Annotated in this window: 26 protein-coding genes and 1 pseudogene; 19 read left to right on the top strand and 8 right to left on the bottom strand. The window is 58.4% G+C overall.

Annotated features, from left to right (window positions below):
• The first annotated feature begins 16 nt into the window (after nucleotides 1-16).
• Both apbC and dcd read left to right on the top strand, forming a co-directional pair.
• Nucleotides 17-1,093 carry an iron-sulfur cluster carrier protein ApbC gene (gene apbC / locus ACJU26_RS12875; RefSeq protein ID WP_414040032.1) on the top strand — a complete coding sequence of 359 codons (1,077 nt, stop codon included), beginning with the start codon at nucleotides 17-19 and terminating at the stop codon, nucleotides 1,091-1,093.
• Nucleotide 1,094: 1 nt separating this feature from the next.
• A complete protein-coding gene (gene dcd / locus ACJU26_RS12870; protein WP_414040031.1) occupies nucleotides 1,095-1,661 on the top strand; it encodes a dCTP deaminase in 567 nt (188 codons plus the stop codon).
• Nucleotides 1,662-1,745: 84 nt separating this feature from the next.
• On the opposite strand, the gene ACJU26_RS12865 is transcribed toward dcd, so the two are convergent.
• Complete coding sequence (locus tag ACJU26_RS12865) at nucleotides 1,746-3,122, bottom strand: APC family permease (RefSeq protein WP_414040030.1); 1,377 nt, start codon at nucleotides 3,120-3,122, stop codon at nucleotides 1,746-1,748.
• Between the two features lie 178 nt (nucleotides 3,123-3,300).
• Here ACJU26_RS12865 and ACJU26_RS12860 point away from each other — a divergent pair, with 178 nt between their 5' ends.
• From ACJU26_RS12860 to rpoS, 6 genes are all read left to right on the top strand, one after another.
• Entirely contained in the window at nucleotides 3,301-4,452 is a 1,152-nt protein-coding gene (locus ACJU26_RS12860; protein ID WP_414040029.1) for a cation diffusion facilitator family transporter, read from the top strand.
• Between the two features lie 181 nt (nucleotides 4,453-4,633).
• A complete protein-coding gene (gene glnA / locus ACJU26_RS12855) occupies nucleotides 4,634-6,049 on the top strand; it encodes a glutamate--ammonia ligase (RefSeq protein WP_414040028.1) in 1,416 nt (471 codons plus the stop codon).
• Nucleotides 6,050-6,213: 164 nt separating this feature from the next.
• A complete protein-coding gene (locus tag ACJU26_RS12850) occupies nucleotides 6,214-6,747 on the top strand; it encodes a DUF4124 domain-containing protein (RefSeq protein WP_414040027.1) in 534 nt (177 codons plus the stop codon).
• Nucleotides 6,748-6,844: 97 nt separating this feature from the next.
• Nucleotides 6,845-7,603, top strand: coding sequence for a 5'/3'-nucleotidase SurE (gene surE / locus ACJU26_RS12845; RefSeq protein WP_414040026.1), 759 nt, complete (start codon nucleotides 6,845-6,847; stop codon nucleotides 7,601-7,603).
• Between the two features lie 14 nt (nucleotides 7,604-7,617).
• The gene (locus ACJU26_RS12840; protein WP_414040025.1) at nucleotides 7,618-8,274 is read left to right on the top strand and encodes a protein-L-isoaspartate(D-aspartate) O-methyltransferase; all 657 of its coding nucleotides are present in this window, start codon (nucleotides 7,618-7,620) and stop codon (nucleotides 8,272-8,274) included.
• A gap of 2 nt (nucleotides 8,275-8,276) precedes the next feature.
• Complete coding sequence (rpoS, locus tag ACJU26_RS12835; protein WP_414040024.1) at nucleotides 8,277-9,209, top strand: RNA polymerase sigma factor RpoS; 933 nt, start codon at nucleotides 8,277-8,279, stop codon at nucleotides 9,207-9,209.
• Nucleotides 9,210-9,215: 6 nt separating this feature from the next.
• Here the strand turns inward: rpoS and ACJU26_RS12830 are convergent, their stop codons facing one another.
• Nucleotides 9,216-9,590, bottom strand: a complete 375-nt coding sequence (locus ACJU26_RS12830) for an Mth938-like domain-containing protein (protein WP_414040023.1) — start codon at nucleotides 9,588-9,590, stop codon at nucleotides 9,216-9,218.
• A 95-nt stretch (nucleotides 9,591-9,685) separates the two neighbouring features.
• Between ACJU26_RS12830 and alaC the strand changes: the two genes are divergently transcribed.
• From alaC to ACJU26_RS12805, 5 genes are read left to right on the top strand one after another with little or no spacing between them, the layout of a single operon-like run.
• A complete protein-coding gene (gene alaC, locus ACJU26_RS12825) occupies nucleotides 9,686-10,867 on the top strand; it encodes an alanine transaminase (protein ID WP_414040022.1) in 1,182 nt (393 codons plus the stop codon).
• Nucleotides 10,867-12,189 (top strand): homoserine dehydrogenase, encoded by a 1,323-nt coding sequence (locus tag ACJU26_RS12820; RefSeq protein ID WP_414040021.1) that lies wholly within the window; start codon nucleotides 10,867-10,869, stop codon nucleotides 12,187-12,189. The genes alaC and ACJU26_RS12820 overlap by 1 nt, the downstream gene beginning before the upstream one ends.
• A gap of 50 nt (nucleotides 12,190-12,239) precedes the next feature.
• Entirely contained in the window at nucleotides 12,240-13,370 is a 1,131-nt protein-coding gene (thrC, locus tag ACJU26_RS12815; RefSeq protein ID WP_414040020.1) for a threonine synthase, read from the top strand.
• Entirely contained in the window at nucleotides 13,370-14,335 is a 966-nt protein-coding gene (locus ACJU26_RS12810; protein WP_414040019.1) for a hypothetical protein, read from the top strand. Before thrC ends, ACJU26_RS12810 begins: the two co-directional genes overlap by 1 nt.
• Nucleotides 14,336-16,105, top strand: a complete 1,770-nt coding sequence (locus ACJU26_RS12805) for a single-stranded-DNA-specific exonuclease RecJ (protein ID WP_414040018.1) — start codon at nucleotides 14,336-14,338, stop codon at nucleotides 16,103-16,105.
• Nucleotides 16,106-16,220: 115 nt separating this feature from the next.
• Here ACJU26_RS12805 and ACJU26_RS12800 read toward each other — a convergent pair.
• Nucleotides 16,221-17,528, bottom strand: a pseudogene (locus tag ACJU26_RS12800) (DEAD/DEAH box helicase).
• A 300-nt stretch (nucleotides 17,529-17,828) separates the two neighbouring features.
• Between ACJU26_RS12800 and ACJU26_RS12795 the strand changes: the two are divergent.
• Both ACJU26_RS12795 and ACJU26_RS12790 read left to right on the top strand, forming a co-directional pair.
• Nucleotides 17,829-18,083 (top strand): type II toxin-antitoxin system Phd/YefM family antitoxin, encoded by a 255-nt coding sequence (locus tag ACJU26_RS12795; protein WP_414040017.1) that lies wholly within the window; start codon nucleotides 17,829-17,831, stop codon nucleotides 18,081-18,083.
• A complete protein-coding gene (locus ACJU26_RS12790; RefSeq protein WP_414040016.1) occupies nucleotides 18,080-18,502 on the top strand; it encodes a type II toxin-antitoxin system VapC family toxin in 423 nt (140 codons plus the stop codon). The genes ACJU26_RS12795 and ACJU26_RS12790 overlap by 4 nt, the downstream gene beginning before the upstream one ends.
• Before the next feature lie 647 nt (nucleotides 18,503-19,149).
• Here the strand turns inward: ACJU26_RS12790 and ACJU26_RS12785 are convergent.
• Nucleotides 19,150-19,599, bottom strand: coding sequence for a DUF2442 domain-containing protein (locus tag ACJU26_RS12785; RefSeq protein ID WP_414040015.1), 450 nt, complete (start codon nucleotides 19,597-19,599; stop codon nucleotides 19,150-19,152).
• A 461-nt stretch (nucleotides 19,600-20,060) separates the two neighbouring features.
• Here ACJU26_RS12785 and ACJU26_RS12780 point away from each other — a divergent pair, with 461 nt between their 5' ends.
• Nucleotides 20,061-20,321 carry a FitA-like ribbon-helix-helix domain-containing protein gene (locus ACJU26_RS12780; RefSeq protein WP_414040014.1) on the top strand — a complete coding sequence of 87 codons (261 nt, stop codon included), beginning with the start codon at nucleotides 20,061-20,063 and terminating at the stop codon, nucleotides 20,319-20,321.
• The gene (locus ACJU26_RS12775) at nucleotides 20,318-20,743 is read left to right on the top strand and encodes a type II toxin-antitoxin system VapC family toxin (protein WP_414040013.1); all 426 of its coding nucleotides are present in this window, start codon (nucleotides 20,318-20,320) and stop codon (nucleotides 20,741-20,743) included. The genes ACJU26_RS12780 and ACJU26_RS12775 overlap by 4 nt, the downstream gene beginning before the upstream one ends.
• A 232-nt stretch (nucleotides 20,744-20,975) precedes the next feature.
• Here the strand turns inward: ACJU26_RS12775 and ACJU26_RS12770 are convergent, their stop codons facing one another.
• From ACJU26_RS12770 to ACJU26_RS12755, 4 genes are read right to left on the bottom strand one after another with little or no spacing between them, the layout of a single operon-like run.
• Nucleotides 20,976-21,326, bottom strand: a complete 351-nt coding sequence (locus tag ACJU26_RS12770) for a GNAT family N-acetyltransferase (RefSeq protein WP_414040012.1) — start codon at nucleotides 21,324-21,326, stop codon at nucleotides 20,976-20,978.
• On the bottom strand, nucleotides 21,277-21,414 hold the full coding sequence (locus ACJU26_RS12765) for a DUF1778 domain-containing protein (protein ID WP_414040011.1): 138 nt from the start codon (nucleotides 21,412-21,414) through the stop codon (nucleotides 21,277-21,279). The genes ACJU26_RS12770 and ACJU26_RS12765 overlap by 50 nt, the downstream gene beginning before the upstream one ends.
• Nucleotides 21,411-21,515: a DUF1778 domain-containing protein gene (locus ACJU26_RS12760; RefSeq protein ID WP_414040010.1), complete on the bottom strand. Its 105-nt coding sequence runs from the start codon at nucleotides 21,513-21,515 to the stop codon at nucleotides 21,411-21,413. The genes ACJU26_RS12765 and ACJU26_RS12760 overlap by 4 nt, the downstream gene beginning before the upstream one ends.
• 32 nt (nucleotides 21,516-21,547) lie before the next feature.
• Nucleotides 21,548-22,966 (bottom strand): sugar porter family MFS transporter, encoded by a 1,419-nt coding sequence (locus tag ACJU26_RS12755; RefSeq protein ID WP_414040009.1) that lies wholly within the window; start codon nucleotides 22,964-22,966, stop codon nucleotides 21,548-21,550.
• A gap of 251 nt (nucleotides 22,967-23,217) precedes the next feature.
• On the opposite strand from ACJU26_RS12755, the gene ACJU26_RS12750 reads away from it, so the two are divergent.
• Both ACJU26_RS12750 and prfB read left to right on the top strand, forming a co-directional pair.
• Entirely contained in the window at nucleotides 23,218-23,400 is a 183-nt protein-coding gene (locus tag ACJU26_RS12750; protein WP_414040008.1) for a hypothetical protein, read from the top strand.
• Between the two features lie 408 nt (nucleotides 23,401-23,808).
• Nucleotides 23,809-24,907 (top strand): peptide chain release factor 2 gene (prfB, locus tag ACJU26_RS12745; protein WP_414040007.1). Its coding sequence is split into 2 segments (ribosomal slippage): nucleotides 23,809-23,883 and nucleotides 23,885-24,907, totalling 1,098 coding nucleotides; the frame shifts between segments, so codons are not numbered across the junction.

The following is a 24,907-nucleotide window of genomic DNA, read 5'->3' as shown; positions in this document are numbered from 1 at the left end:
GGGGATGAGGACAATCATGGCAGGTTTGACGCGGGAACAGGTAGAACAGTCATTGCAGGCAATGGAAGACCCCTATCTGGGCAAAAGCCTTGCGAAAGCGGGAGTGCTGAAAAGTGTGGACGGGAACCAGATTCGGCTCGAACTCCCCTATCCCAGCGCCGGGGTGGCCCTCGGTCTGAGTCAGGATGTAGCGCGCCAGATTCAGAATGACCACAATCAGCAGGTCGAAGTCTCGGTCGGTCACCGTATCGTCAGTCATCAGGTGCAGCGCGGCGTCAAATTGATGGAAGGGGTGCGCAATATCATCGCGGTGGCTTCGGGCAAGGGCGGGGTCGGCAAATCCACGACCTCGGTGAATCTGGCCCTGGCACTGGCCAAGGAAGGGGCTCGGGTCGGGATGCTGGATGCCGATATTTATGGTCCCAGTCAGCCGCGCATGCTGGGTATTTCCGGCAAGCCCACCAGTAAGGATGGAAAAAAAATGGAGCCGATGGAGGGGCATGGCATCAAGGCCATGTCCATCGGTTTTCTCATCGATGAAGAAACGCCGATGGTCTGGCGTGGTCCCATGGTCATGCAGGCCCTGGAACAGTTGCTCGCGGATACGCGTTGGGGCGAGCTGGATTATCTGGTGATTGATCTACCGCCAGGTACTGGCGATACCCAACTGACCCTGGCCCAGAAAGTACCGGTTTCCGGAGCGGTGATTGTCACCACGCCCCAGGACATTGCTCTGCTGGATGCCCGCAAGGGGTTGAAAATGTTTGAGAAAGTGGGGGTGCCCATTCTCGGTATTATCGAGAACATGAGCTTTTACATTTGTCCGAAATGTGGCAATGAAGATGACATCTTTGGGCATGGTGGCGGTGCGGCCATGGCGGAGCAGGATGGGGTGGAATTTCTCGGTGCCATTCCCCTGGATCGCAGTATTCGCAGTGAGACCGACAGCGGGGCGCCTACGGTGGTGGCACACCCGGATTCGCGTCTGGCCAAAATCTACATTGAGCTGGCTCGCCATGTGGCCGGACGGGTGGCCAATCAGGCAGTGGATCACAGTCACAAATTTCCCAATATTGTCGTGCAGAACCGCTGACATGAGTATCAAATCCGATCGCTGGATCCGCCACATGGCCGAACATGAGGGTATGATCGATCCTTTCTCTCCTCGTCAGGTGCGCCACGTCGAGGGTGGCTCCATCATTTCCTATGGCTTGTCTTCCTATGGATATGATATCCGTTGTGCCGGGGAGTTTAAGGTATTTACCAATGTCCGTAGTGTCATCGTCGATCCCAAGAATTTCAGTGAAGATTCTTTTGTGGATTTCAGCGGTGATACCTGCATCATCCCGCCCAATTCCTTTGCGCTGGCACGTACCGTGGAGTATTTCCGGATTCCGCGTAATGTGCTGACCATTTGTCTCGGCAAAAGTACCTATGCGCGCTGTGGCATCATCGTCAATGTCACGCCCTTCGAGCCGGAATGGGAGGGCTATGTAACCCTGGAGTTTTCCAATACCACCCCCTTACCCGCCAAAATATATGCCAATGAGGGTGTCGCCCAGGTGCTTTTCCTGGAATCGGACGAGCTTTGCGAGGTTTCCTACGCGGATCGGGGCGGTAAATACCAGGGGCAAAGCGGGGTTACGCTGCCGAAAGCGTGAAGCGATTGCACCGCCATGCTGAGGATTGCGGCACGTGCTTTGTGTCTGTGCCTGAACGAAGAAAATGGTTCGGCCCAGGACTCCTCATTCATCCACGAGTTCGACCATGTGATGCAATTTCTGGGGTTTGTAGCGTGCCCATAGCAAACCCTGGATAAACACTATCAGCACCAGCAAAACAAAAAGCACGCTTGCAGCACCTTCGCCTCCTGCAGGCAGAGGCCATAAACTGACTGTCAGTACCTTGAGCAAGAGAGGTAAGGATATGACGGCGATAATCAGGCTGAACCAGCGCCAGGCATGTTTCTGACGAAACAAATACAGCGGTGTGGCCATGTTGGCCAGGCTATAAATCAGGAGAAAAGCCAATCCGGTAAACGTGCCGAAAGTCCCGACCACGGATAAAATCGAAAACCGGGCAATACTGACCACTACCGTGCTGGCAATGACCAGTAGGGCCAACAGTCCCAGGGCGCGGGTCGGCGTGCCATACCGGGGGTGGCGAAAATGCAGGTAGGGACTGATGACCTTGTGCCCGGCCATGCTGAATAAAATGCGGGAAATACTGTTGAGGGTGGCGATGGTTGCTGAAAATGCCGCTGTAGCCATCGCCAGATCCGAGAAGATGCCCAGCCAGGGCCTGCCAATGGCCTCGGCTATGCGGTTGAGTGGCGCAGGGCTGTTGCCGATAGCCGAAGGAATATGGGAAAAGGCGAGAATTTCCATATAGGCCATGGCCACAAAAAAAATCCCCACCATTCCCACGGAAAACAGCATGACCTTGGGGATGGCCGTGCGGGCGGCCTGGGTTTCTCCGGCGAGATTTCCTGCCGTTTCAAAGCCGCCATAAGCCAACAGGGAAAGAATCAACGCCTGGGTAAATGGACCCTGCCGCAGTTGTGAAAAATGCCATTGATCCGGATCCCGCCAGCCATAATGTCCCAGGGTAAATGCGGCAATCAGGACAATGCAGGCAATGGAAAAGATCTCGACCCAAAGTCCCCAACGAGCGGAAATTTCAATGCCGCGCCGGGCCAATCGCCAGGCTATCAGCAGATAAAACAGAGCGATGAGGGCGATCCAGGCGATACCCTGGACGGGCCAGTAAAATGCCAGCGCCTGCTCCAGAAACAGCCCCCCCAAAAGTGGAGCGGCTGCGAGGGCACCAAAATAACCGGTAATCATGACGAAACCCGCCACCATCCCGGCAATGGGATGCAAGGCATTGCTGAGGTAAAAAAACAGGGAGCCGGGAGAAGGGAAGTGACGGGCCAAAATGCCAATCTGCAAGGCGACCAGCATCATCAGCAGGCCAATGAGGCTGTAGGCCAGCCAGGTGAAATTGCCGCTATGAATGGCCACCAGGGAGATGGTCACGGCGGGCATGGCCGAGGGCGTAATATTGGCGACGGCATGGCCCCATATTTCACCGGGACTGACGGATTCGGAGCGGGAGTGCATAAGGTGGGTTACTCGTTATTCTGGCTACGGTGAAAATTATAGGCATCTGAGCCAGAGCCTTGCCTTAGCGGCCAGCATGGATTTCATCTTCCGCATCCTTATACCTTAAGCCATTTTGCCGTTATCATGGAACTACCAGACAGTAAAAACATTCGGGCCAGACAGAGGACGCGAACGCGTGACAGAAAGCATCAGCCGCAGTGATCGCGGAAAGAAGAACATGCGGGTGACCCTGATGGGTGCCGGCACCAATGTGGTGCTGTTTTTCACCAAGCTGGCGGGTGGAATTTTTGGCCATTCGGACGCCTTGGTAGCCGATGCGGTGCATTCTCTGTCCGATCTGCTGTCGGATCTGGGACTGATTCTGGCCATGCATTTCAGCAGTCAGCCTCCAGATCATGAGCACCCTTATGGACATGAGCGCTTCGAAACCCTGGCGGCGCTGGGTACGGGGACGCTGCTGGCCGTCAATGGCGCGGTCATTGGCTATGAGGCCGTGCAGCGGCTGGTGATTGGGCATTATGGCATGCCGGCTGTCTGGACCCTGTATATTGCGGCATTTGCCATTCTGGCCAAGGAGTCCCTGTACCAGATCACCATTCGGGTAGCCCGTAAAACCCGCTCTGCCGCACTCCGGGCGAATGCCTGGGATCATCGCACCGATGCGATTTCCAGTGTGATCGTGTTGATTGGTATCGGGGGAAGCCTCCTGGGGGCACCCTATCTGGATTCGGTCGTCGCCCTCATCGTGGCCTTGATGGTGCTGCGTATTGGTGTCGTGACCGCCTGGGAAGCGTTGCAGGAGCTGGCTGATCGGGGACTGGACGATGCGGTCCTGGCGCAAATCCGCGAAGTCATTCTGGGCTGCGAAGGCGTGCGCGACCTGCATCTGCTCAAAACCCGCAAGGTAGGGCATCAGGCGCTGGTGGAAGTACATTTGCAAGTGACCAACCCGCTGCTCAGTGTCTCCGAGGGACACCAGATTGCCGAGCGGGTACGCGTGTCCTTGCTGCAGGCTGTCGATGACCTGGTCGATGCCACCATCCATATTGATAGCGAAAACGATGAGGAAGGGGGCGTGGTGCTGCCGCCGCGGAGTGAAATCGAAAAGTCGGTGGAATCTGGACTGCTGGCCCATAACTTGCCTGTTCCACAAGAAATGACTCTGCATTACCTGAAAGAAGGTGTGGTGCTGAGCCTGCGTTATCCTTTCCCGGCAGGGGCTTCCCTGAAGGATCTGGAATTCGAGGAAAAGCAGATTCAGGCCGCCTTGCTGGGCAAGGTTGCCGGCTTGCAGGGGGTCGATATTGCCTGGCAGACATCCGTCTAGCCGAGGCCATGAGGAGTGCTGCACAAATTTGGTGCAAACGGTTTGATTGCACTGTTATGGGGTGCTAGTTTGGTGCAATAATCCACCAGAATTTTGTGAGCGCTTTGTTGGAAGGTGGTATCAGTTTTGCTAGCTTGCTGGCATTCAGGTCGTGGATATTTCTTGATTGGAGGAGATGCAGATGGGTCATAGCCCGAAAGATGTACTGAAGTTGATCAAAGAAAAAGATGTCAAGTTCATTGATTACCGCTTTACCGATACCAAGGGCAAGGAACAGCATGTGTCCGTCCCTTCCCACACCATGGAAGAGGATACCTTTGTGGAAGGCAAGGCTTTTGATGGTTCTTCCATCACCGGCTGGAAAGGCATCAATGAATCCGACATGATTCTGCTTCCCGATCCCGATTCGGCCGTGCTGGATCCTTTTACCGATGAAGCGACCCTGAATATCCGTTGCGATGTCATCGAACCCGCCACCGGCCAGGGTTACGAGCGCGACCCCCGCTCGGTGGCCAAGCGTGCCGAAGCTTATCTGAAAAGCACGGGCATTGCCGATGCCGCCTATTTTGGTCCGGAAAACGAATTTTTCGTCTTCGATTCCGTAACCTGGAATATCGACATGAGTGGCTGCGGATACAAGGTGGATGCCGAGGAAGCCGCCTGGAATTCGGGCAAGGAATATGAATCCGGCAACATGGGGCACCGCCCCGGCGTGAAGGGCGGATATTTCCCGGTACCGCCGGTGGACTCTGCCCAGGACCTGCGTTCAGCCATGTGTCTGGCGCTGGAAGAAATGGGTTTGAAGGCGGAAGTGCATCATCACGAAGTGGCTACCGCTGGTCAGCATGAAATCGGCGTGGGCTTCAATACCCTGACCCGCAAGGCTGACGAAGTACAGATTCTGAAATATGTCGTCCACAACGTGGCGGCGGCTTATGGTCAGACGGCCACCTTCATGCCCAAGCCCATCGTCGGCGACAACGGCAGCGGTATGCATGTCCATCAGTCCCTGGCCAAGGATGGCAAGAATCTGTTCGCGGGCGATCTGTATGGTGGCCTTTCGGAGCTGGCGCTGTATTACATTGGTGGCATCATCCAGCATGCCAAGGCCATCAACGCCCTGACCAACCCCAGCACCAACAGTTACAAGCGTCTGGTTCCCCACTTTGAAGCTCCCGTGTTGCTGGCGTATTCGGCCAAAAACCGCTCCGCTTCCATCCGTATTCCCTTCGTCAACAGCCCCAAGGCACGGCGTATCGAAGTCCGCTTCCCGGACTCCACCGCCAACCCTTATCTGGCTTTTGCGGCCATGATGATGGCCGGGCTCGACGGTATTCAGAACAAGATTCATCCCGGCGATGCCATGGACAAGAATCTCTACGATCTGCCCGCCGAAGAGCAGAATAACATACCGGGCGTGGCCGCATCTCTGGAAGAAGCCTTGCATGCCCTGGAAGCGGACCACGAGTTCCTCATGAAGGGTAACGTGTTCTCACAAAGCTGGCTGGAAGGCTATCTGGAGGTGAAATGGGCGGAAGTGCAAGCCCTGCGCGTCACCACCCACCCAGTGGAATTCCAGATGTACTACAGCCTCTGAGCAAAAGCGGGCGTTCCTGCCCGCCGTTGTGCATGGGTAAAGGCCCCGCAGGTTGCGAGGCCTTTTTCTTGGTATGCCTTGACAAGCGTCAGTGGGGCGACCATATAAGTTTGGCTGGATGATGCGGAGATGGCTGGATGGAAATGGCAAGGACCAGGAATGGGTTGAGCAGCCTTGTGGGCCGCGGCGTCATGCTGGGTCTGTTGCTGACTGGGGTTGTCAGTATGCAGGGGACTGCCGAAACCATTTATCGCTGGGTGGGCAGTAATGGCGTGCTGAGTTATGGAGAGAACCCGCCCGCCGGGGCAAGGGGTGTTGAACAGATTGCGGGTGCTCCCCAGCAATCCGTGAGCACTCCGGCAGGAGCGGATGCGCAGAAGCAATCGGTCATGCCCGCACCTGTTCAGTCCGCGCCCGCAAAGCCCGAAGTAAACCGTGCCCATCTCGCTCGTAAACGTCTGGAAGTCGAGCTGGCTGCGGCCCGTTTGCAGTTGCTGCAGGCTACCCATGATTATCAGGAAGGCAAGGCCATCCGCACCGGGAATGAACGGAATTACGTCCGTTATCTGCAACGGGTGAATGCCTTGAAGCAAGCCATGGATAGCGCCCAGTTGCGGGTTTTATTGCTGCAGCATCAGCTGGAACAGCTCCCGGAAGGTCCTGCGCCAAGCGCTACGCCAGCAAACCGGGCGCATTGATACCGTTTACCGCGGCTTTCCATGAGAAACGGGATAGACCAGCCCTGTCTTCGTGGCTTAATATACCAGCCTGGATAAAAACCGTCAGGGAGATCAGATGCCGCGTTTCTTGCTCAGTAACGATGACGGATATCTGGCACCGGGACTGGCAGTACTGGCCCAAGCAATCACCCCCCTGGGCGACGTGGAAGTTCTGGCTCCTGAACAGGACCGCAGTGGCGCCAGTAATTCCCTGACCCTCGACCGCCCCTTGCGGATGCGCACCGGTCTGAATGGTTTCCACTATCTGGTGGGGGGTACCCCTACGGATTGTGTGCATCTGGCGGTGACGGGCCTTTTTGCCGAATCCCCTGATATGGTGATATCCGGGATCAACCGGGGGGCCAACATGGGGGATGATGTGCTGTATTCGGGGACAGTGGCAGCGGCGACCGAAGGCCGTTTCCTGGGTCTGCCCGCCATCGCGGTATCCCTGGCCGGGCGGGATTGCAGTCATTTTGAAACGGCCGCCCAGGTTGCCGTTCGTCTGGTGACCGGTGTGCTCAGTCATGCCTTGCCGGCCGACACCATCCTCAATGTGAATGTTCCCGATCTGCCCTATGAACAATTGCGGGGATTCGAGGTCACCCGCCTGGGACGGCGGCATAAAAGTGACATGGTGATACCCGCTGCGGATCCACGTGGAGATCCGGTGTATTGGATTGGCCCATCGGGCCGGGAAGCCGACGCCGGACCGGGTACGGATTTTGATGCGGTACGCAGGGGCTATGTCTCCATTACTCCCCTGGACCTGGATATGACCCGTTATAACTTTCTGGATGGTTTGAGTCAGTGGCTGCGCAGCTGCCTGTCCTGAGTCCGGAAGTGGGTATGATTTCCCCCCGCACCCGAGGGAGAATGGTGCTGCGACTGCGGGCGGCGGGCATTCGGGACGAACGGGTACTGGATGTGATGAATCAGGTGCCGCGGCATCACTTTGTCGCCCAGGCTTTGGCAGGAAGAGCTTACGAACTGGTTTCCCTGCCCATCGGCTATGGCCAGACCATTTCCCAGCCCTGGACGGTGGCGCGGATGATGGAGGCCATTCTCGAAAACAACCCGATTCCCCAGCGGATTCTGGAAATCGGGACCGGATCGGCCTACCAGACGGCGCTCCTTGCCGAACTGGGGGCTGAGGTGTTCAGCGTCGAGCGGATTGGCCCACTGCATCATCATGCCAGCAAGCTGTTGACTCGACTGGGGTACAAGGAGGTTCATCTGTTACACGGCGATGGCAGTGGTGGCTGGCCGGAGCAGGGTCCCTATGATGCCATCATGATTACGGCGGCGGTTCCCTGCGCCCTGGCGCCTTTGTATCGCCAACTGCGGGCTGGTGGCCGCCTGGTGATGCCGGTGGAGGAAGAAGGCAAGCAGCATTTGCAGGTCAGTCATTGGGATGGCCAGGAAGCCCGGATCAGTCATCTGGGCGATTGTTTTTTTGTGCCTTTGCTGACCGGCACGGTTTCATTGGCCTCTGGAGAGGGTTAATCATGAACGACGCGATCAGCGACGAAGAAGAGGACGTACCCTTGGAGTCTGTGGATACAGAAGAAGTCCTGGAAAGTCCGGAAGAAGATTATGGTGAGGCGCCTGACTGGGATGCCACCCGCTGTTATCTGAAAGAAATCGGCCATAACCCCTTGCTGACGGCGGAACAGGAAATCTCTCTGGGTCGTCTCGTGCAGGCGGGGGATCCGGCGGCACGCAGTACCATGATCGAGTGCAATCTGCGTCTGGTGGTCAAGGTGGCCCGACGTTACATTCATCGCGGTCTGCCCCTGCTGGACTTGATTGAAGAAGGGAATCTGGGCTTGATTCGCGCCGTGGAAAAATTCGATCCGGAAAAGGGCTTTCGCTTTTCGACGTATGCCACCTGGTGGATACGACAGAATATCGAGCGAGCCCTGATGAATCAGACGCGTACCATTCGCTTGCCCATTCATGTGATGAAAGAACTGAGTGCGGTTTTGCGCGCGGCGCGGTGTCTGGGTCAGACCCTGCAACGTGATCCCACCCCCGAAGAGGTGGCTGCCGCCCTGGATCGGCCGGTGCACGAAATTCGCAGGTGTCTGGAAAATGACGGGCGGGTCAGCAGCCTGGACGTAGCCCATGGTCGAGAGTCGGATCGTCCTCTGTCCGATGTGATTGCCGATACGGTCGTGCCGGGCGTCGAAACCGCCTTTGCGGACCGGGATTTATCCCGGCAGATCCAGCAATGGATCGGCAGCATGTCCGAAAAACATCGGCAGGTGCTGTTCTGGCGTTTTGGTCTGGATGGTACGGATGGCGCCACCCTCGAGGATGTCGGGCAGCGTATGGGTATTACCCGGGAACGAGTGCGGCAAATACAGGTGGAAGCTTTGCTGACCTTGCGGCATCGCTTGGAAGAAGAGGGATTGACGACGGCATCGCTGTTTGGCTGAAAGCCTTCAGGCTTCGGGATGCAGCAGGGCGGCGAGTACGGCGCGGTCTTCCGCCACTAAAATATTGTAGGTACGACAGGCCGCGCTGGTATCCATGACTTCCACCGGAATTCCGGCCTCGCGCAAAGCCACCATCAGTTTCAAGAGAAAAATCTGTTTCTTGCCCGTGCCCAGGAGCATCACATCGGGCTTGCGCACGAGCACCTCGGTAAAATGCTCCAGACCCAGGGCATCGGCGCTTTCCGGTCCCCAGGGGCTTTGCAGCCAGTCTGGGGTCACTAGAACGCCCTGGGTATAATGCTGGCCCTGAATGACAATCCCCTCCGGTCCATAACCGTTGATGAGCTTGGATTGGGCATCCAGTTGCCGATGTAATTTCATGACTTTTCTCCATGATGCGGATTGACAGGTCCGCTTAGCCTCTCTATTGTTCTTCGATTTCGGTATTCACGACAACCCTTGAAGGCCTGTGCCCCATGAACAGTGATTTTGAACGTATCCGCCGTTTGCCTCCCTATGTGTTCAACATTGTGACCGACCTGAAAAATCAGGCCCGCAAGCGGGGCGAGGATATCATCGACTTCGGCATGGGGAACCCCGACCAGCCCACGCCGAAATACATCGTCGACAAGCTCTGTGAAACGGCGCAACGGGGTGATACCCATCGCTACAGCGTGTCGCGCGGCATTCCCCGCCTGCGCCGCGCCATTACGACTTGGTATGAGCGTCGTTACGGTGTGCAGCTCGATCCCGAGTCCGAGGCCATCGTCACCATCGGTTCCAAGGAGGGCATCGCCCACTTGGCACTGGCGACCGTGGGTCCCGGCGATACGGTGCTGGTGCCGAGTCCGACTTATCCCATTCATCCCTACGGTTTCGTGATAGCGGGCGCCGATGTGCGCCATGTACCGATGCTACCGGGGGTGGATTTTTTCGAAGAGCTGGAAAAAGCGGTCAGGGCGGCGTGGCCGAAGCCGAAGATGCTGGTGATCAATTTTCCCCACAATCCGACCGCGGCGGTGGTGGATCTGGACTTTTTCGCGCGGATCGTGGAATTTGCCAAGGAGCACCGCATCTGGGTGGTGCATGATCTGGCCTATGCGGACATCGTCTTTGATGGCTATAAAGCGCCGAGCTTTTTGCAGGTGCCAGGTGCCAGGGACGTGGGCGTCGAGTTCTTCACCCTTTCCAAGAGCTACAACATGCCCGGCTGGCGGGTGGGCTTTGCAGTAGGAAACCCGAAACTGGTGGGCGCCCTGGCGCGGATGAAAAGCTATCTGGATTACGGCACCTTCACCCCCATACAGGTGGCAGCCATCACCGCGCTGGAAGGGCCGCAGGACTGTGTCGAAGAGGTTCGCCTGATGTACGAGCAGCGCCGCGACGTGCTTTGCGAGGGGCTGGAGGCCGCGGGCTGGGCGGTCGACAAGCCCAAGGCGACCATGTTCGTCTGGGCGCGTATTCCGGAAAACCTGCGCAAGATGGGGTCCCTGGAGTTTTCCAAGCTGCTGCTGGACCGCGCCAAGGTGGCGGTAAGTCCGGGGATCGGTTTCGGTGACCTGGGCGACGAATATGTGCGCTTCGGGCTGGTGGAGAATGAGCACCGCACCCGTCAGGCCATCCGCGGCATCAAACAGATGTTCCGTGAGGATTTGTGATGGGCGATATTATGGCGCCGGTACGGATTGGCATTCTCGGCATGGGTACCGTCGGCCAAGGGACGGTGCGGGTCCTGGCCCGCAATGCCGAAGAAATCACCCGCCGGGTCGGACGGGAGCTACGGGTGGTGCACGCCGCTGTCCGTAATCCGTCCCGTCTGGAAGGGCTGAACCTGGATGCGCGGATCAGCAGCGATCCCTGGGCGGTGGTGCGTGATCCCGAAGTGGATGTGCTGGTGGAGGTCATGGGCGGCACCGGGCTTCCCAGAGAACTGATTCTGGCGGCCATTGCGGCAGGTAAGCATGTGGTGACCGCCAACAAGGCGCTGCTGGCCGAGCATGGCAACGAGATTTTCGCGGCGGCGCAGGCGCAGGGGGTGATGGTGGCCTTCGAGGCGGCGGTGGCGGGTGCCATTCCCATCATCAAGGCGATCCGCGAGGGGCTGGCGGGCAACCGGATTCAATGGTTGGCGGGCATTATCAATGGCACCAGCAACTATATCCTCTCCCAGATGTTCCGCGCGGGCTGGGACTTTCAGCAGGCCCTGGCTGAGGCGCAGCGCCTGGGTTATGCCGAGGCCGATCCGGTGCTGGATGTGGATGGCGGCGATGCCGCGCACAAGATTACCTTGATGGCATCCATCGCTTTCGGTATTCCGGTGGATTTCGCCCATTGTCATGTGGAAGGCATCCGTGCGCTGGAACGGACCGACGTGGTCTATGCCGCCGAACTGGGCTATCGCATCAAGTTGCTGGGTATTGCGCGGCGCCGCGCCGATGGCGTCGAGTTGCGGGTCCATCCGACCCTGATTCCCCATAGCCATCTGCTGGCCAATGTGGAGGGACCCTTCAACGCGATTCTGGTGGACAGCGATGCGGCGGGGCAGAGCCTTTATTACGGACGCGGTGCGGGTGGCGATCCCACCGCCAGCGCCGTGGTGGCGGACCTGGTGGATGTGGCGCGGACCATGACCGCCGATCCCAGCAACCGGGTGCCCCATCTCGCCTTCCAGCCCGGTGCCATGAGTGCCTTGCCGTTGCTGCCCATGGCCGAGGTGGAGAGCGCCTACTATCTGCGCATCCACGCCCATAACCGTGCCGGTGTGCTGGCCCAGGTGGCGACAATGCTGGCGGAATATGAGATTTCCATCGAGGCGCTGGTGCAGAAAGAGACGCCGGAGGCAGACAGCGTGCCCATCGTCCTGCTGCTGCATCGCTGCCGGGAAGGCGACCTGGAGCAGGCCATCGCCCGCATCGAGGCCCTGCCAGTGGTCGTTCAGCCGGTGCTGCGCCTGCGCGTCGAGAGCTTGGCGGAAGGGTGATGCGTCCGCCGCACGGAATTTTGGCATTTCATCTTACTCAGGATAACTTCATGTCCCGTTACACCGGCATTATCGACCATTACCGCGCCTTCCTGCCCCTGGCTCCCGACACTCCGGCGGTGAGCCTGGGTGAAGGCAATACGCCGCTGATCGAGTGTATCAACCTGCCCCGCCGGCTTGGCCTCGATATCCGCCTTTTCCTCAAATTCGAGGGCTTGAATCCCACCGGCTCCTTCAAGGACCGTGGTATGACCATGGCGGTGACCAAGGCCAAGGAAGACGGCAGCGAGATGGTGATCTGCGCCTCCACCGGCAACACTTCGGCGGCAGCGGCGGCCTATGCGGCGCGGGCAAGAATGCGCGCCTTCGTGGTGATCCCGGAAGGCAAGATTGCCCTCGGCAAGCTCTCCCAGGCGATGCTGCATGGCGCCATGGTGTTGCAGATTCGCGGCAACTTCGATGCGGGCATGCAGATCGTCCAGGAAGTGGCGGCCAACGCGCCGATCACCCTGGTGAATTCGGTCAACCCTTACCGCTTGCAGGGTCAGAAGACGGCGGCCTTCGAGATTATCGACGCATTGGGTGAAGCGCCCGATTATCACGCCCTGCCCGTGGGGAATGCCGGCAATATCACCGCCCACTGGATGGGCTATTGTGAAGCCACCGATGGACGAACCGACAAGTCCCAGCCTTTGACCGCCTCCTGCAAGTTCTGTAACGGCATCTGTAGCTACGGGCATGGTAAGGCGGGAAAACGACCGAAGATGCTGGGTTTCCAGGCGGCAGGCAGCGCCCCCTTCATCGTCGGCCACTACGTGAAGGATCCCGAGACCATCGCCACGGCCATCCGTATCGGGCATCCCATGTCCTGGGATCAGGCCCATCGCGTGCAGGAAGAAAGCGGCGGCTGGTTTGGCAGTCATAGCGATGCCGAGATTCTCGAAGCGCAGCGCTGGCTGGCGCAATATGAGGGCGTGTTCTGTGAACCGGCCTCGGCGACTTCGGTGGCGGGGGTGGTGGCCGAGGCCCGCGCCGGAAAAATCGAAGCGGGTGCGACGGTAGTCTGTACGCTCACCGGGCATGGCCTGAAAGACCCCGATACCGCCATCGCTCAGGGTGGCGAAGTGCTCACCGTGGATGCCAGTCTGGAGGCGGTACAGCGCGCCATCCTGGATCGCTGATGGCGGACCTCTGCCTCTGGCTGTCGGGGCTGCGCGGCGTGCCGGAGGAGGACCTGGGAGCGGTGTTGCCGCGTTACTGGGGGCGGGGGCGGGCGGAGCGGTTAACGGCTGGTTCCTCTCTGGAGGTGGCAGGGCGTTTGCTGGGTTTCAACGGCTTGCTGCCGGCGGCGGCCCTATTGGCGGAGTCTGAAGGGATAGCGACCGAAGGGCACTGGGTCATCGCCCTGGAGCCGGTCACCTTTCTCGGTCAGGCGGGGCGGGCGGTGTTGCAGCCTCTGCCCGGCCTGGAGGAAGCCGCCGCTACGGCACTGTTTACCGCCGCTGTCGAGCACATGGCGGATATCCCCTGGACTCTGCGGCGCGGCGCCCGGCGCTGGTATGTGCTGGCCACCGACACGCCCGACCTGCACTGCCCCGATCCCGAACGCGTCTGGGGCCGCGAGCCGCTGGCCCTGCAAGTCACCGGTGCCGATGCCCGGCGCTGGAATGCCTTTCTCAATGAGTTGCAGATGCTCCTCGCCGCCCATCCCGTCAATCGGGATGCCGATGCCCGCGGTCAGGAACCCTGGTGTCTGTTCTGGGCCTGGGGGGAAGGGCGGTTGCCCTCTGTGCGGCCCATTCCAAAGTGGCAGAGCGTGGCGGCAGAGGCGGACTACCTGCAGGCCGCGGCCCGTTGGCTCGGCCTGCCGCTGTCCTATCCCAAAGCACTGCAGGCGGCGGTAAAACTCCCCGATGATCTGCTCTGGGTCTGGTCCGGGGCCTGGCTCTATCCCGATGCGGCAAAGTCCTTCGCGGCGCTGGACACGGCCCTGCGATCCCTGTGGCGGAGTGGTGGGCGCCTGGAGTGTTTGACCGGTGTGCTCGCCAGCGGTGATATAGAGCGTCTTACGCTTCGCCGTGCCGATCGCTGGCGCTTCTGGCGCAGGCCGGCCCGGCCGGGCCATGCACTGCCTGGCGCTTGGTAGATGGCTGTGGAAGCCGTGCGCATTGTCGATCGTCCTGTGGCTCCGGCAATATTGCGCGCGGCCTTGGAACTCGGATACACCCCTCTCCAGGCGCGGATCATTGCCGGCAGATTGAGTGATGCGGATGTGGCGAATCTACCGGCCTTGCTGAATCTGCAGTTGAGTGGCCTCACCCCGCCCGACCTGCTCCCTGATATCGACATCGCTTCTGAATGTATCGTCTCCGCCATAAAACAAGGGTTGCCCATCCTCCTGATTTCGGACTTCGACTGTGATGGCGCTTCGGCCCACGCGGTGCTGAAGTTTGCGTTCCGGGACTATTTCGGCGTCCCCGAACAGCAAATACATAGTTATATCGGCCATCGTCTGCGCGACGGCTATGGTGTCACCGAAACCCTGACCGACCGGATCCTTGCCGAAGCACCGAGCCCTGCCCTGATCATTACGGCAGATCAGGGGAGTACGGATCATGAGCGGATCGCCCGGCTGCGAGACCGGGGTTTTATGGTCATCGTTACCGACCATCATGGCGTTCCCGTTTGTGGGCCGCCATCTGCCGCTGTGGCCTGCGTGAACCCGGTGCGCGAGGATTCCGCCTTTCCCGATCCCTACATCGCCGGCGTGCATGTGGCGTGGTTGCTGTGCTGTGCGGTTCGGCAGCGCCTGATTCAGAACGGCGACCTGCCCGCCAGTGCGCCAAAACTCGGAGGTCTTTTGGACCTGGTGGCGCTGGGCACCATGGCCGACTGCGTCGATCTGGCACGGTCCACCAATAACAAGGCGATTATCGCCCGCGGCCTGGCGATCATGAACGCGCCGGATGCACGTCCTGTGTGGCGTGCCCTGTATCAGGTCTCCCGCTGTTCCGGACCTGTCACGGCTGCGACCCTGGGCTTCACCTTTGGGCCGATCATCAATTCCCGTGGCAGACTCGATTGCGCGCTTGGCGCCGTCGATCTGTTGATGTGCGATGACGAAGAAGAAGCGATACGCCTGGCGGATATCCTGGTGGCGCACAATGGCGAGCGCAAACGGGTCCAATCCCAGATGCTGCGCCGAATCCTTCCATTGGCGGAGCAACAGGTGGCGGCCGGCTGCGCGGCAATTACCGTGTTTGACCCGGAGGGGCACCCTGGGGTGCAGGGCATTTGCGCCGCCCGGTTGGTGGAAGCCTATGGACGTCCAGCGGCCTATTTTTCTCCCAAGCAGGGGAGCGATCACATCACCGCCTCGCTACGCACCGTGCCCGGCTTTCATATACGCAACGCGCTTGCCGAGATCGCCGAGTCTTACCCTGACGACTTCATTGCCTGGGGCGGCCATGCCGGTGCCGGCGGTGTGACTTTAAAACAGGCGGGGCTTGAGCGGTTCACGGCTGCCTTCAATGCGACGGCGACACGTGTCTTGACAGCCTGGACTCCCGGACCCCGGGTTCTGAGCGATGGGGAGCTCGATCAGATCCCCAGCCTGGAACTGTTCAACGAACTCACCGTGCTAGAGCCATTCGGTCGGCAGTGGGAGACGCCGGTCTTCCGAGCCGAAGGTCGCATCCTCACGCTGCGCCCCGTCGGGGACGGAACCCACCTGAAGATGTTGCTTGACATCGGTCCAGGTAGATTCGACGCAATCTGGTTCGGCGCGGCCCGTGATGGTGTGTGTCCAGTCGCCATGGGGCAAATCATTCAAATAGCTTTCGAACTGGACGCCAACACCTTCCGAGACGAGACGCGCTTGCAATTGCGCGTCCGACATGCGGCCGTCAGCGGATAGGTGCGGGATACTGATGCGCTCGATCAGTTATGAATTCTTGCAGGAGGTATTGAGCGGTGTCACGGGGCGCTGAAGAAGACCCGCTCAACGGCTGCCGTAGACTGACAGCAGTCATTCAGCAGCGAAGAGCAAATGACATCATCCGACCCAGACGGTAGACAGTCACAGGGCGATGCTGACCAATGCGATGCGCACGGCCAGCCGCTTGATCTTCGGCGGCAGGGTTCCACCAAGGGTCGGCAACGAATTGGCTGAATACCAGCGTCTTGTGACCATTCTCTGCGAGTTCCGCTGCGAGTTCCGCGAATGCTTTGACTTTGCCCCCAACGATGCCGAGATCCGGACTCACGAGGCGCGGATCACAAGCGGCCCTGCGCAGGCGGGTCAGTTGGGCCAGGATGTGAAATTGCGCCTGGTTCTCTCCACTTTGCAAGGCGTTTTCGGATTCGGCAAGGGCCTGACGGCGCAGCGCTTCATAGTACGTGGCCTCTTCGGGATCTGGGGTCAGGGTCAGGGTCAGGGTCAGGGTCAGGGTCAGGGTCAGGGTCAGGGTCAGGGTCAGGGTCAGGGTCAGGGTCAGGGTCAGGGTCAGGGTCAGGGTCAGGGTCAGGGTCAGGGTCAGGGTCAGGGTCAGGGTCAGGGTCAGGGTCAGGGTCAGGGTCAGGGTCATTTCGGTACGTGGTGGAAGGTCCTGCAGCACCTGACTTTTGGTATGTCGGAGAATGAAGGGGGCAACCAGTCGGCGCAATAATCGTTGAGCATCGCGGTTGCGGTCCCGTTCGATGGGTACCGCGAAGCGCTCATTGAAACGGGACTGCGGTCCCAGAAGACCGGGGTTGCAGAAGCGCAGGATAGACCAGAGTTCTGTCAGGCGATTCTCCACCGGCGTTCCGGAAAGGGCCAGACGAAAATCCGCCTGCAAATCAAAGAGAGCCAGGGAGCGTTTGGTTGAGGCGTTCTTGATAGCCTGTGCCTCGTCCACGACCACGCTGTACCAGCGGCGTGTGGCAAATTGCGTCTGTGCCTGTTGCAGCAGGGTATAGGAAACGATAACCACATCCCGGGGACCGGCAGTTTCAAGGATCGTACTGCGATCCCCTGCACCATAGGCCATGACATGCAGACCGGGAGCAAAGCGCTACAGTTCTGTGCGCCAGTTACCACAGACTGAGGTGGGTGCAACCACCAGTGCGGGACCGCTGGGCGCTCGGGCGAGGAGCACGGCAATGGCCTGCAAGGTCTTCCCCAACCCCATGTCGTCGGCCAGGCATGCACCGAAGCCGGCTTCGGCCAAACGCATCGCCCAGAGATACCCTTCTTCCTGATAGGGGCGCAGGGTGGCCTGCAGATTGGTGGGGAGTTCCGCCTGAAGGTCTTGTGCCGCCTGCAACTGTTTTATCCGGTCCCGAAAGCCCCCATCCATTTCTGCTGACGTGCCAGCCAGGAGATCGTCGAGCCAGGATGCCGCCAGAGGCGGTACGCGTAGTCTCCCTTTTTTTTCAGGTTCCGCCACTGCCGCGAGATCATTCAGTCGCTCACGGAACTCTCGGGTCAAGGCCGCATAAATCCCCTCTCCCATAGGGATGAAACGACTATTGCCCTGTGCAGGGTATGGTAAAAAACGCTTGATCAAAAGGTTGAGCGAGTTTCTGCTGTTAGCAAGCGTAAGAATTGCTTATACTGGACTGGCTAGTCACGCCAGAAGTCTGGAAGGGGGTCTGCCATGAATGCTCAGTGGCCTTTACAGGAGGCGCGCAATCATTTGAGCGATGTCGTGAAGCGTGCCCGCAACGATGGTCCGCAAACCATCACCTTACATGGTGAGCCTGCGGTTGTAGTGCTCTCCGTAGAACAGTTTCGGACGTTGACACGGCCGAACCAGACGTTATCCGAATTCTTCGCGGACTCTCCACTGCGAGGGCTCGATCTGGAAATCGAACGAGATCATCACGATGTGGGGCGCGACGTCAGCCTGTGAGATACCTCCTGGATACCTGCGTCCTGTCAGAGTTGGTCAAAAAGCATCCTGATCCTCGGGTCGTAACATGGGTAGATGCACGGGAGTCTGTGGGATTTCTTAGTGTGCTCACACTGGGAGAACTCCAAAAAGGCGTTACCAAGCTTGTTTACGGTGATAAGCGAGCAATGCTGCAGGATTGGATAGACGTTGATCTGCGAGCTCGTTTCGTCGGACGGATACTTCCGGTTAACGAGCATGTCGCCAGTGCATGGGGATGTATAACAGGTGCCGCTGAACAACGCGGAGAGAAGTTGCCAGCGATAGATAGCTTGCTGGCAGCCACGGCGCTGGTTCACCATCTCACAGTGGCCACGCGGAATATTGTGGATTTACAGCGATGCCAAGTTCCAGTGGTCGACCCCTGGGATCAAACATAGAGCGTCAATTGGGTTGTTTCAAGCAAATTAATGCTGGGGGCGCTTATTCGTATATGAATGAAGCACAAGTGGCGCGGAATTCGTGGTTTGCTGTTCTCAATGGCGGAAAGAGACTGGAAGCGGTCATTTGCTCTTTAACGTGACTGAGTTGAGCGGCGTTCCGCCAATATGGACTCGTCGGCTGGCACTACGTTTGCGCGGAACGCCCGTTCCAACGAACGGTTCGTCACGAGAGGTCGACGCCCGTGCAGCGTCAAAAATGGAAATTCAGCTTGCAGTCCACCATGGCTCATGGGACAGTGCCTCTTCTTGTAACTCATCGCGAAGCGTCTGCTTTCGGCTGTGCGCATCAAGCTCGCTTATGCGACAGCGAAACAACGCTTCGCAGCTTACCATTTTTCCCCGCCCTTCATAAAGCCCCGGAATACATGCTAATGGAGTTCTCTTTGAAGGCGGGGAAAACGCGGCGCCCTATCGCGTTGAACGTGAATTGTACTGCACCGGGTTTGCAGCATAACACCCGACATTACCGTATAACATTTCTGGATCTCCTCGGCTACAACCATCCTACTTTTTTGATTCTACACCAATCCACCAGAATTTGAACGTCCACTTCCGCTGCAAAATCGACCATTAAGTCACCATAATCAAGCTGCGTGGCGCTCAAGCACCTCATAACCGATGCAGGCCAGCCACACGGTTTTGGGTATCGGCCGCGAGCCGTTTTTGTAATAAGCCATCATGCGCCGAGTCATCCCAATGGCTTCCGCCGCATGACTCAGACTGAGATTGTTCCGCTCCATCCACTGGATGAAATCCTCACGTGTTGGTAATCCTGCCTGTTTCCTCCCCAGGGAATAGAGGCGGTCTGCGCCCAGATCCAATCCGCCGGGCCAACTCAGGCCGTCACCCCAGTCATCTGCATGCCCCTGAGCGAAGAAGGCCGGATCATGCAGTGCGCAAAAGGGATCTTCCTTCCGTGGCGGACCAATAAGGTCCTGGAGATCCGTGGTAAACACTTCGCCAGTGGACCAATGAATTTCTATCTGGAACGGGCCAGTAATCGTCGCGGTTTCAATTCTGGGTGCTTGGTTCATGAATTCAACCTCCGATATTCCAATAACAGAACTTCCCGATGCGCCTCTATCCAGGTCCGCACCGGTTCCAATCGCTTCCGGGGCGAAACATGGCCGGCCAGAAGCGCGCCTGTCTCAACGGCCAGCGACACCCGGGATCCGTCAAAGGTGGCCTTGGTTCGGCGCATGGTATGCGTGCCATAGGCGGATGGATCCAACCCTATGGAAATAACCCAACGCTCTACAAATCATTGACGCTAGTTTTGTCACGGTCCCCCGGCAACACCTGCACTGAAAGGAGCGGGAGCAGGTCAATCAAGGGGAAATCTCTCTGCTTCAAACAGCGACTTTTTTGTTATTCGAAGTTCCCAATAGTTTTATTCTAGGTTCGCGGGTAACGCCAATTATGGCATAAGTTGCGTGCTGATAGCATAAACCATAATATGGGGTCATTGGCAGCGTTACTCATGGAGGACTACCAAATGGCAAACGTAAATGTAAGAAACCTGCCTGATGCCGTGCATCGTGCGCTTCGCGTGCGTGCCGCACTTCATGGCCGTAGCACAGAAGCGGAAATCCGCGATATTCTGGAAATCGCCGTAAGGCCGCCAGAGCGCGTCAAACTGGGCTCCTTGCTGACTTCCATCGCCCGCGAGGCGGGGGGCGGCCTGACCGATGAAGAATATGCCCGGTTTGAGAGCGTGCGTGACAAGATGCCCGCTGAGCCCATGAGTTTTGAATGATCATTATAGATACCAATGTCATTTCCGAGCTCTGGAAGGTTGAGCCGGATTCTCATGTACTGACTTGGGTGGATGCTCAGGCTGTTGAAACGCTTTATCTGTCTGCCGTTACCATCGCAGAGCTGCGCTATGGTCTGGCGACGATGCCCAGGGGCAAGCGCCGGACGATCTATCAGACCCGGCTGGAGGATGCGGTTTTACCGAACTTCGCCGGCCGGGTGTTGCCCTTTGATCTGCCCACGTCCAAAACCTTCGCCGAACTGATGGCGCGGGCCAGGGCAACGGGTAAATCCATCGCCAAGGAAGACGGCTATATTGCAGCCACTGCCGCCACACATGGACTGATAGTGGCAACACGGGATACCAGCCCATTTGAGGCTGGAGGGCTGAAGGTCATCAACCCTTGGGAAGCGTCGCCATGAAGCATGGCGGGCGGGACGATGACACGCATAACCATGGACTGTCCACCGTTGCCAGTGCTACTCACTTCTGCGGCGAAGCCGGAAAGGCCGGACGCGATGGGAATGGATGACACAAATTGCTGATGGCTTCTCGCAAACGAAGCCTTGTCGAGAAAACGGCGAGGTATAGCGACGATGTGGCCGGGGTTTTTCGAAAATCGCTCTCAGTTCAAACGGCTTGGAACGGCGAGTTTCAAGAACGCTGGACGGTCGCCAGCGGCAAAAACAGCGTAAGCGGCGAATCTGGCAAGGCGATGAAGCCGTGATGCCGATAGAAAGCTGCTGCTGCCTCGTCCTTGGAGTCCACCACCAGGGCGAAGGCGGCAATCTCCGAACGGGCAGCACGGTCGAGCGCATCGGCCAGAAGCGCACCACCAAGGCCTTGCCCCTTGAATGTCTGATCGACAGCCAATCGGCCCATACGAACGGCGGACACGGTTGGATAGCGCGGCAGCTTCTTGCCCGTCCTGACCGGAAGATCGGCCAGCAGCAGGCTAGCCGAGGCCAAGGTGTAGTAGCCCGCGATGCGCTGCTCGTCTGGCAAAGGCACGTTCCAGAGCCGGGGCCGGTTGTGGTGGTGACAGCAGTGCTTGTGCAAAGCACTCCTGATCAGCCAGCGAGAGCCGGATCACTTCTGCCTGCTCGATGGCGCGTTGCGCGGCGTCCCGGGCGGCGTGGATACCACGAAATCGGTCATGGTGCGGCCTTGAAGCTCGGCGGCGCGTTTGAGCATCGCATGGAGATCGGTGAATAGACCGCAGCTTCTTAGGGATACGATACCGGTTTCTGATCGGCCACGTCGAGATTGTTTTCTATTTCTTCCAGTGTACGGCCTTTGGTTTCCGGCACGATCCAGAGCGTGAAGAGAATGGCGAGTACCGTCATCCCGGCGTAGAGCAGGAAGGTGGGACCTCGCCCGATGGCCAGCAGCAGATTGAGAAATATCCCCGTTATCACCATGTTGGACACCCAGTTGGCGACAGTGGCAATACTCATGGCCCGACCGCGGATGGCCAGCGGGAAAATCTCGGAAATCAGCAACCAGAAAATCGGGCCGAGACCGATGGCGAAAAAGGCGACGAAGACGGCCACCATGGTTACGATGACATAGGCCAGCGCGCCGTGCAGTTGCACCATAAATCCGACACCAATAATGGCGAGGCTTACCAGCATGCCCCAGAGACCCCAGAGCAGCAGTCTGCGTCGGCCGGACGAGTCCAGAAGACGCATGGCGACGGCAGTCATGACGACGTTGACCGCACCGATGCCGACCGTGGCGAGGATGGATACCGAGGTTGAGGAGAGACCCGCAGCCTGAAAGATGGATGGCGCGAAGTACAGGACGGCGTTGATGCCGGTGATCTGCTGGAAAATGGCGAGCCCGATGCCGACAATCAACGGCCTACGCATCTTGTGCTCGAAAAGGAGCGACCACGGTGCTGCCAGGCGGGTTCCTTCCACCACATCGCGGCGGAGGGCGCCGAGTTCGACGGAGACGTCCAGTTGGTTACGCAGGAACCGCAGCGCCGCCTCGGCGCGCATGACCAGACCACGACCCGAAAGCCAGCGCGGACTCTCCGGTAAAATCGTCATGCCGATCAACAAAATGACTCCAGGGATGATGCCCAAGCCCAACATCCAGCGCCATCCATCCGTGAAACCCGAAAGCAGATAATCGGCGATATAAGAGACGAAAATACCGACGGTGATGTAAAACTGATTGATGGTGACGATAGCGCCGCGCCAGTGCGCAGCGGCGATTTCCGACAGATATAGTGGCGTGATCATGGAGGAAACACCGATGGCCGCACCAACCATCGCCCTGCCGAGGAAAAGGATCGGCACACTCCAGGCAATGGCGGCCAGCATCGCCCCAGCGACGAACAGAACGGCCGTGACCATCAGCACACTGCGGCGGCCAAAGGCATCGGACAGAGCCCCGGCGAAGGCGGCGCCGAAAGCCGCGGCTGCCAGCGCGATGGCAACGAAGAGGCCGTTCATGCTGGCGCCAAAATGAAAGACATTGGGCAAAAAGAGTACAACACCGGCAACGACACCGGTATCGTAACCGAACAACAGGCCACCCAGGCCAGACACTATGGCGATCAGTATGAAGCGCCAGTCCCTTTTTTGGGGAAGGTCGGAGGCGGATGCCGCTGTAGCGCTGCTTTCACCGGTATTCATGGAAGATCATTCCTCTGCTCGACATCAATTACCTTGGCCTATCGGCGCTAATCATACAGGCCGGTGAATGAGGGCTTCCAAGCTGTCGCAGTGTCACTGCGAGGTCGCTGGAAAATCTTCCCCAAATTCCGCGGTGAAATTAAAGAAAAACGACGTGAAGGAACCAATCTATAAGGGTTTCCAGTATAAGCGCCTTGCGAAATGCAGATCACCCACCGGGAGAGTTACATAGGAAGACCCTGGCGGTAAAAATGGCACAAACCGTGCTTTCTTTCAAGCTGGCAGTTACAGAAGAAACCATGACTGCCCAGTCAGGGTTCGTCCTTCATGGCGAACTTCTTCTGGGTTTGGGCGGTCATCGCTGGCTGGAACAGGAAATGCCCAAGCCAGGTGCAAGCGGGGTTATGACGCAGTGCAACACGTCCTGTCTATAAGACTTTGCGGCTATCCGTACTCGAAGCTACGACTGTATGCACGGATGCTGCTTCCTGAATAAAGCGGATCAACTCGGGTAAATACGACTTCTGCGGACATCGCGAGGGGATATGACTGCTCTTTGGGTGAAGATGAGGGGATTCCGCGTCTCCAGGAAGCGCGATCATCCGAATCTCGGCCCTTGAAAGTTGTGGGCGTCCCATGGGCAACAACGATCTGTGGATTGCCGCCCATGCCCGTGCTGAAGGCTTGCAGGTGGAAAACTGGGCAAAAGCCTAAGATTTTCGCGTCGAGCAAAGCCACTGGAGATCAGCACCGAAACTGCGCATAATTGTGGGCTTTATGTGTGGGATGAACGTGCTGGCGCGGACCGGGTCCGGGTGCAGTGCGCTGGAAAAGGAAAAATCATGAGAGAAGTGAATGAGATGCGTGCCTTGCACGAGGATCTCCAGGCCCGTGTCGCGGGCCTGAGGGGGTACCTTTGACCTCGAGGAAAAACGCGGCCGACTAGAAGAGGTCCAGCGCGAGCTGGAAGACCCGGCCATCTGGAATAACCCCGAAAAAGCTCAGGAACTGGGTCGTGAGCGCTCTGCCCTGGAAGCCATCATCACGCCCATGGACAAGCTCAGCGCCAGTCTGGCGGAGGGGGAGGAAATGCTGGAACTTGCCCTGAATGAGCAGGACCAGGATCTGCTGGCAGCGGTAGATGCGGATCTGGATACGGCGCTGGCCCTGGTCGAAAAACTGGAATTTCAGCGCATGTTCTCCGGCGCGCAGGATGCGGCAAACTGCTTTGTGGATATTCAGGCCGGCGCGGGCGGTACCGAAGCCCAGGACTGGGCGGAAATGATCTTGCGCATGTATCTGCGCTGGGCGGAGCAGCACGGTTTCGCCGCCGAGCTGGTGGAAGTCTCGGAAGGGGAGGTGGCGGGTATCAAGTCCGCCAGCATCCATGTCAAGGGCGACCATGCCTTTGGCTGGCTGCGCACGGAAACCGGCGTCCATCGTCTGGTGCGCAAGTCGCCCTTTGATTCGGGTAACCGGCGGCATACCAGTTTCGCCAGTGTGTTCGTTTACCCGGAAATTGACGACAGTTTTGAAATCGAGATCAATCCGGCGGACCTCAAGGTGGACACCTACCGGGCCAGCGGGGCGGGTGGCCAGCACGTCAACAAGACAGATTCGGCCATTCGGATCACCCATGTGCCTTCGGGCATCATTGTCGCCTGTCAGACCGATCGTTCCCAGCATAAAAATCGCGCCGAAGCCATGCGCATGTTGCGTTCCAAGCTTTTCGAGATGGAAATGCAGAAACGTGCCGCCGAAAAGCAGGCGCTGGAAGACAGCAAAAGCGATATCGGCTGGGGGCACCAGATTCGCTCTTATGTCCTCGATCAGTCACGGATCAAAGACCTGCGTACCGGAGTCGAAGTGGGTGATACCCAGAAGGTTCTGGATGGCGCCCTGGATGAATTTATCGAAGCGGCACTGAAAGCCGGCTTGTAA

This window comes from Acidithiobacillus sp. M4-SHS-6 (assembly GCF_047421495.1).
Lineage (GTDB): Bacteria > Pseudomonadota > Gammaproteobacteria > Acidithiobacillales > Acidithiobacillaceae > Acidithiobacillus.
Note: the sequence above shows the minus strand (reverse complement) of the source record. Positions and strands in the feature narration are given on the sequence as shown.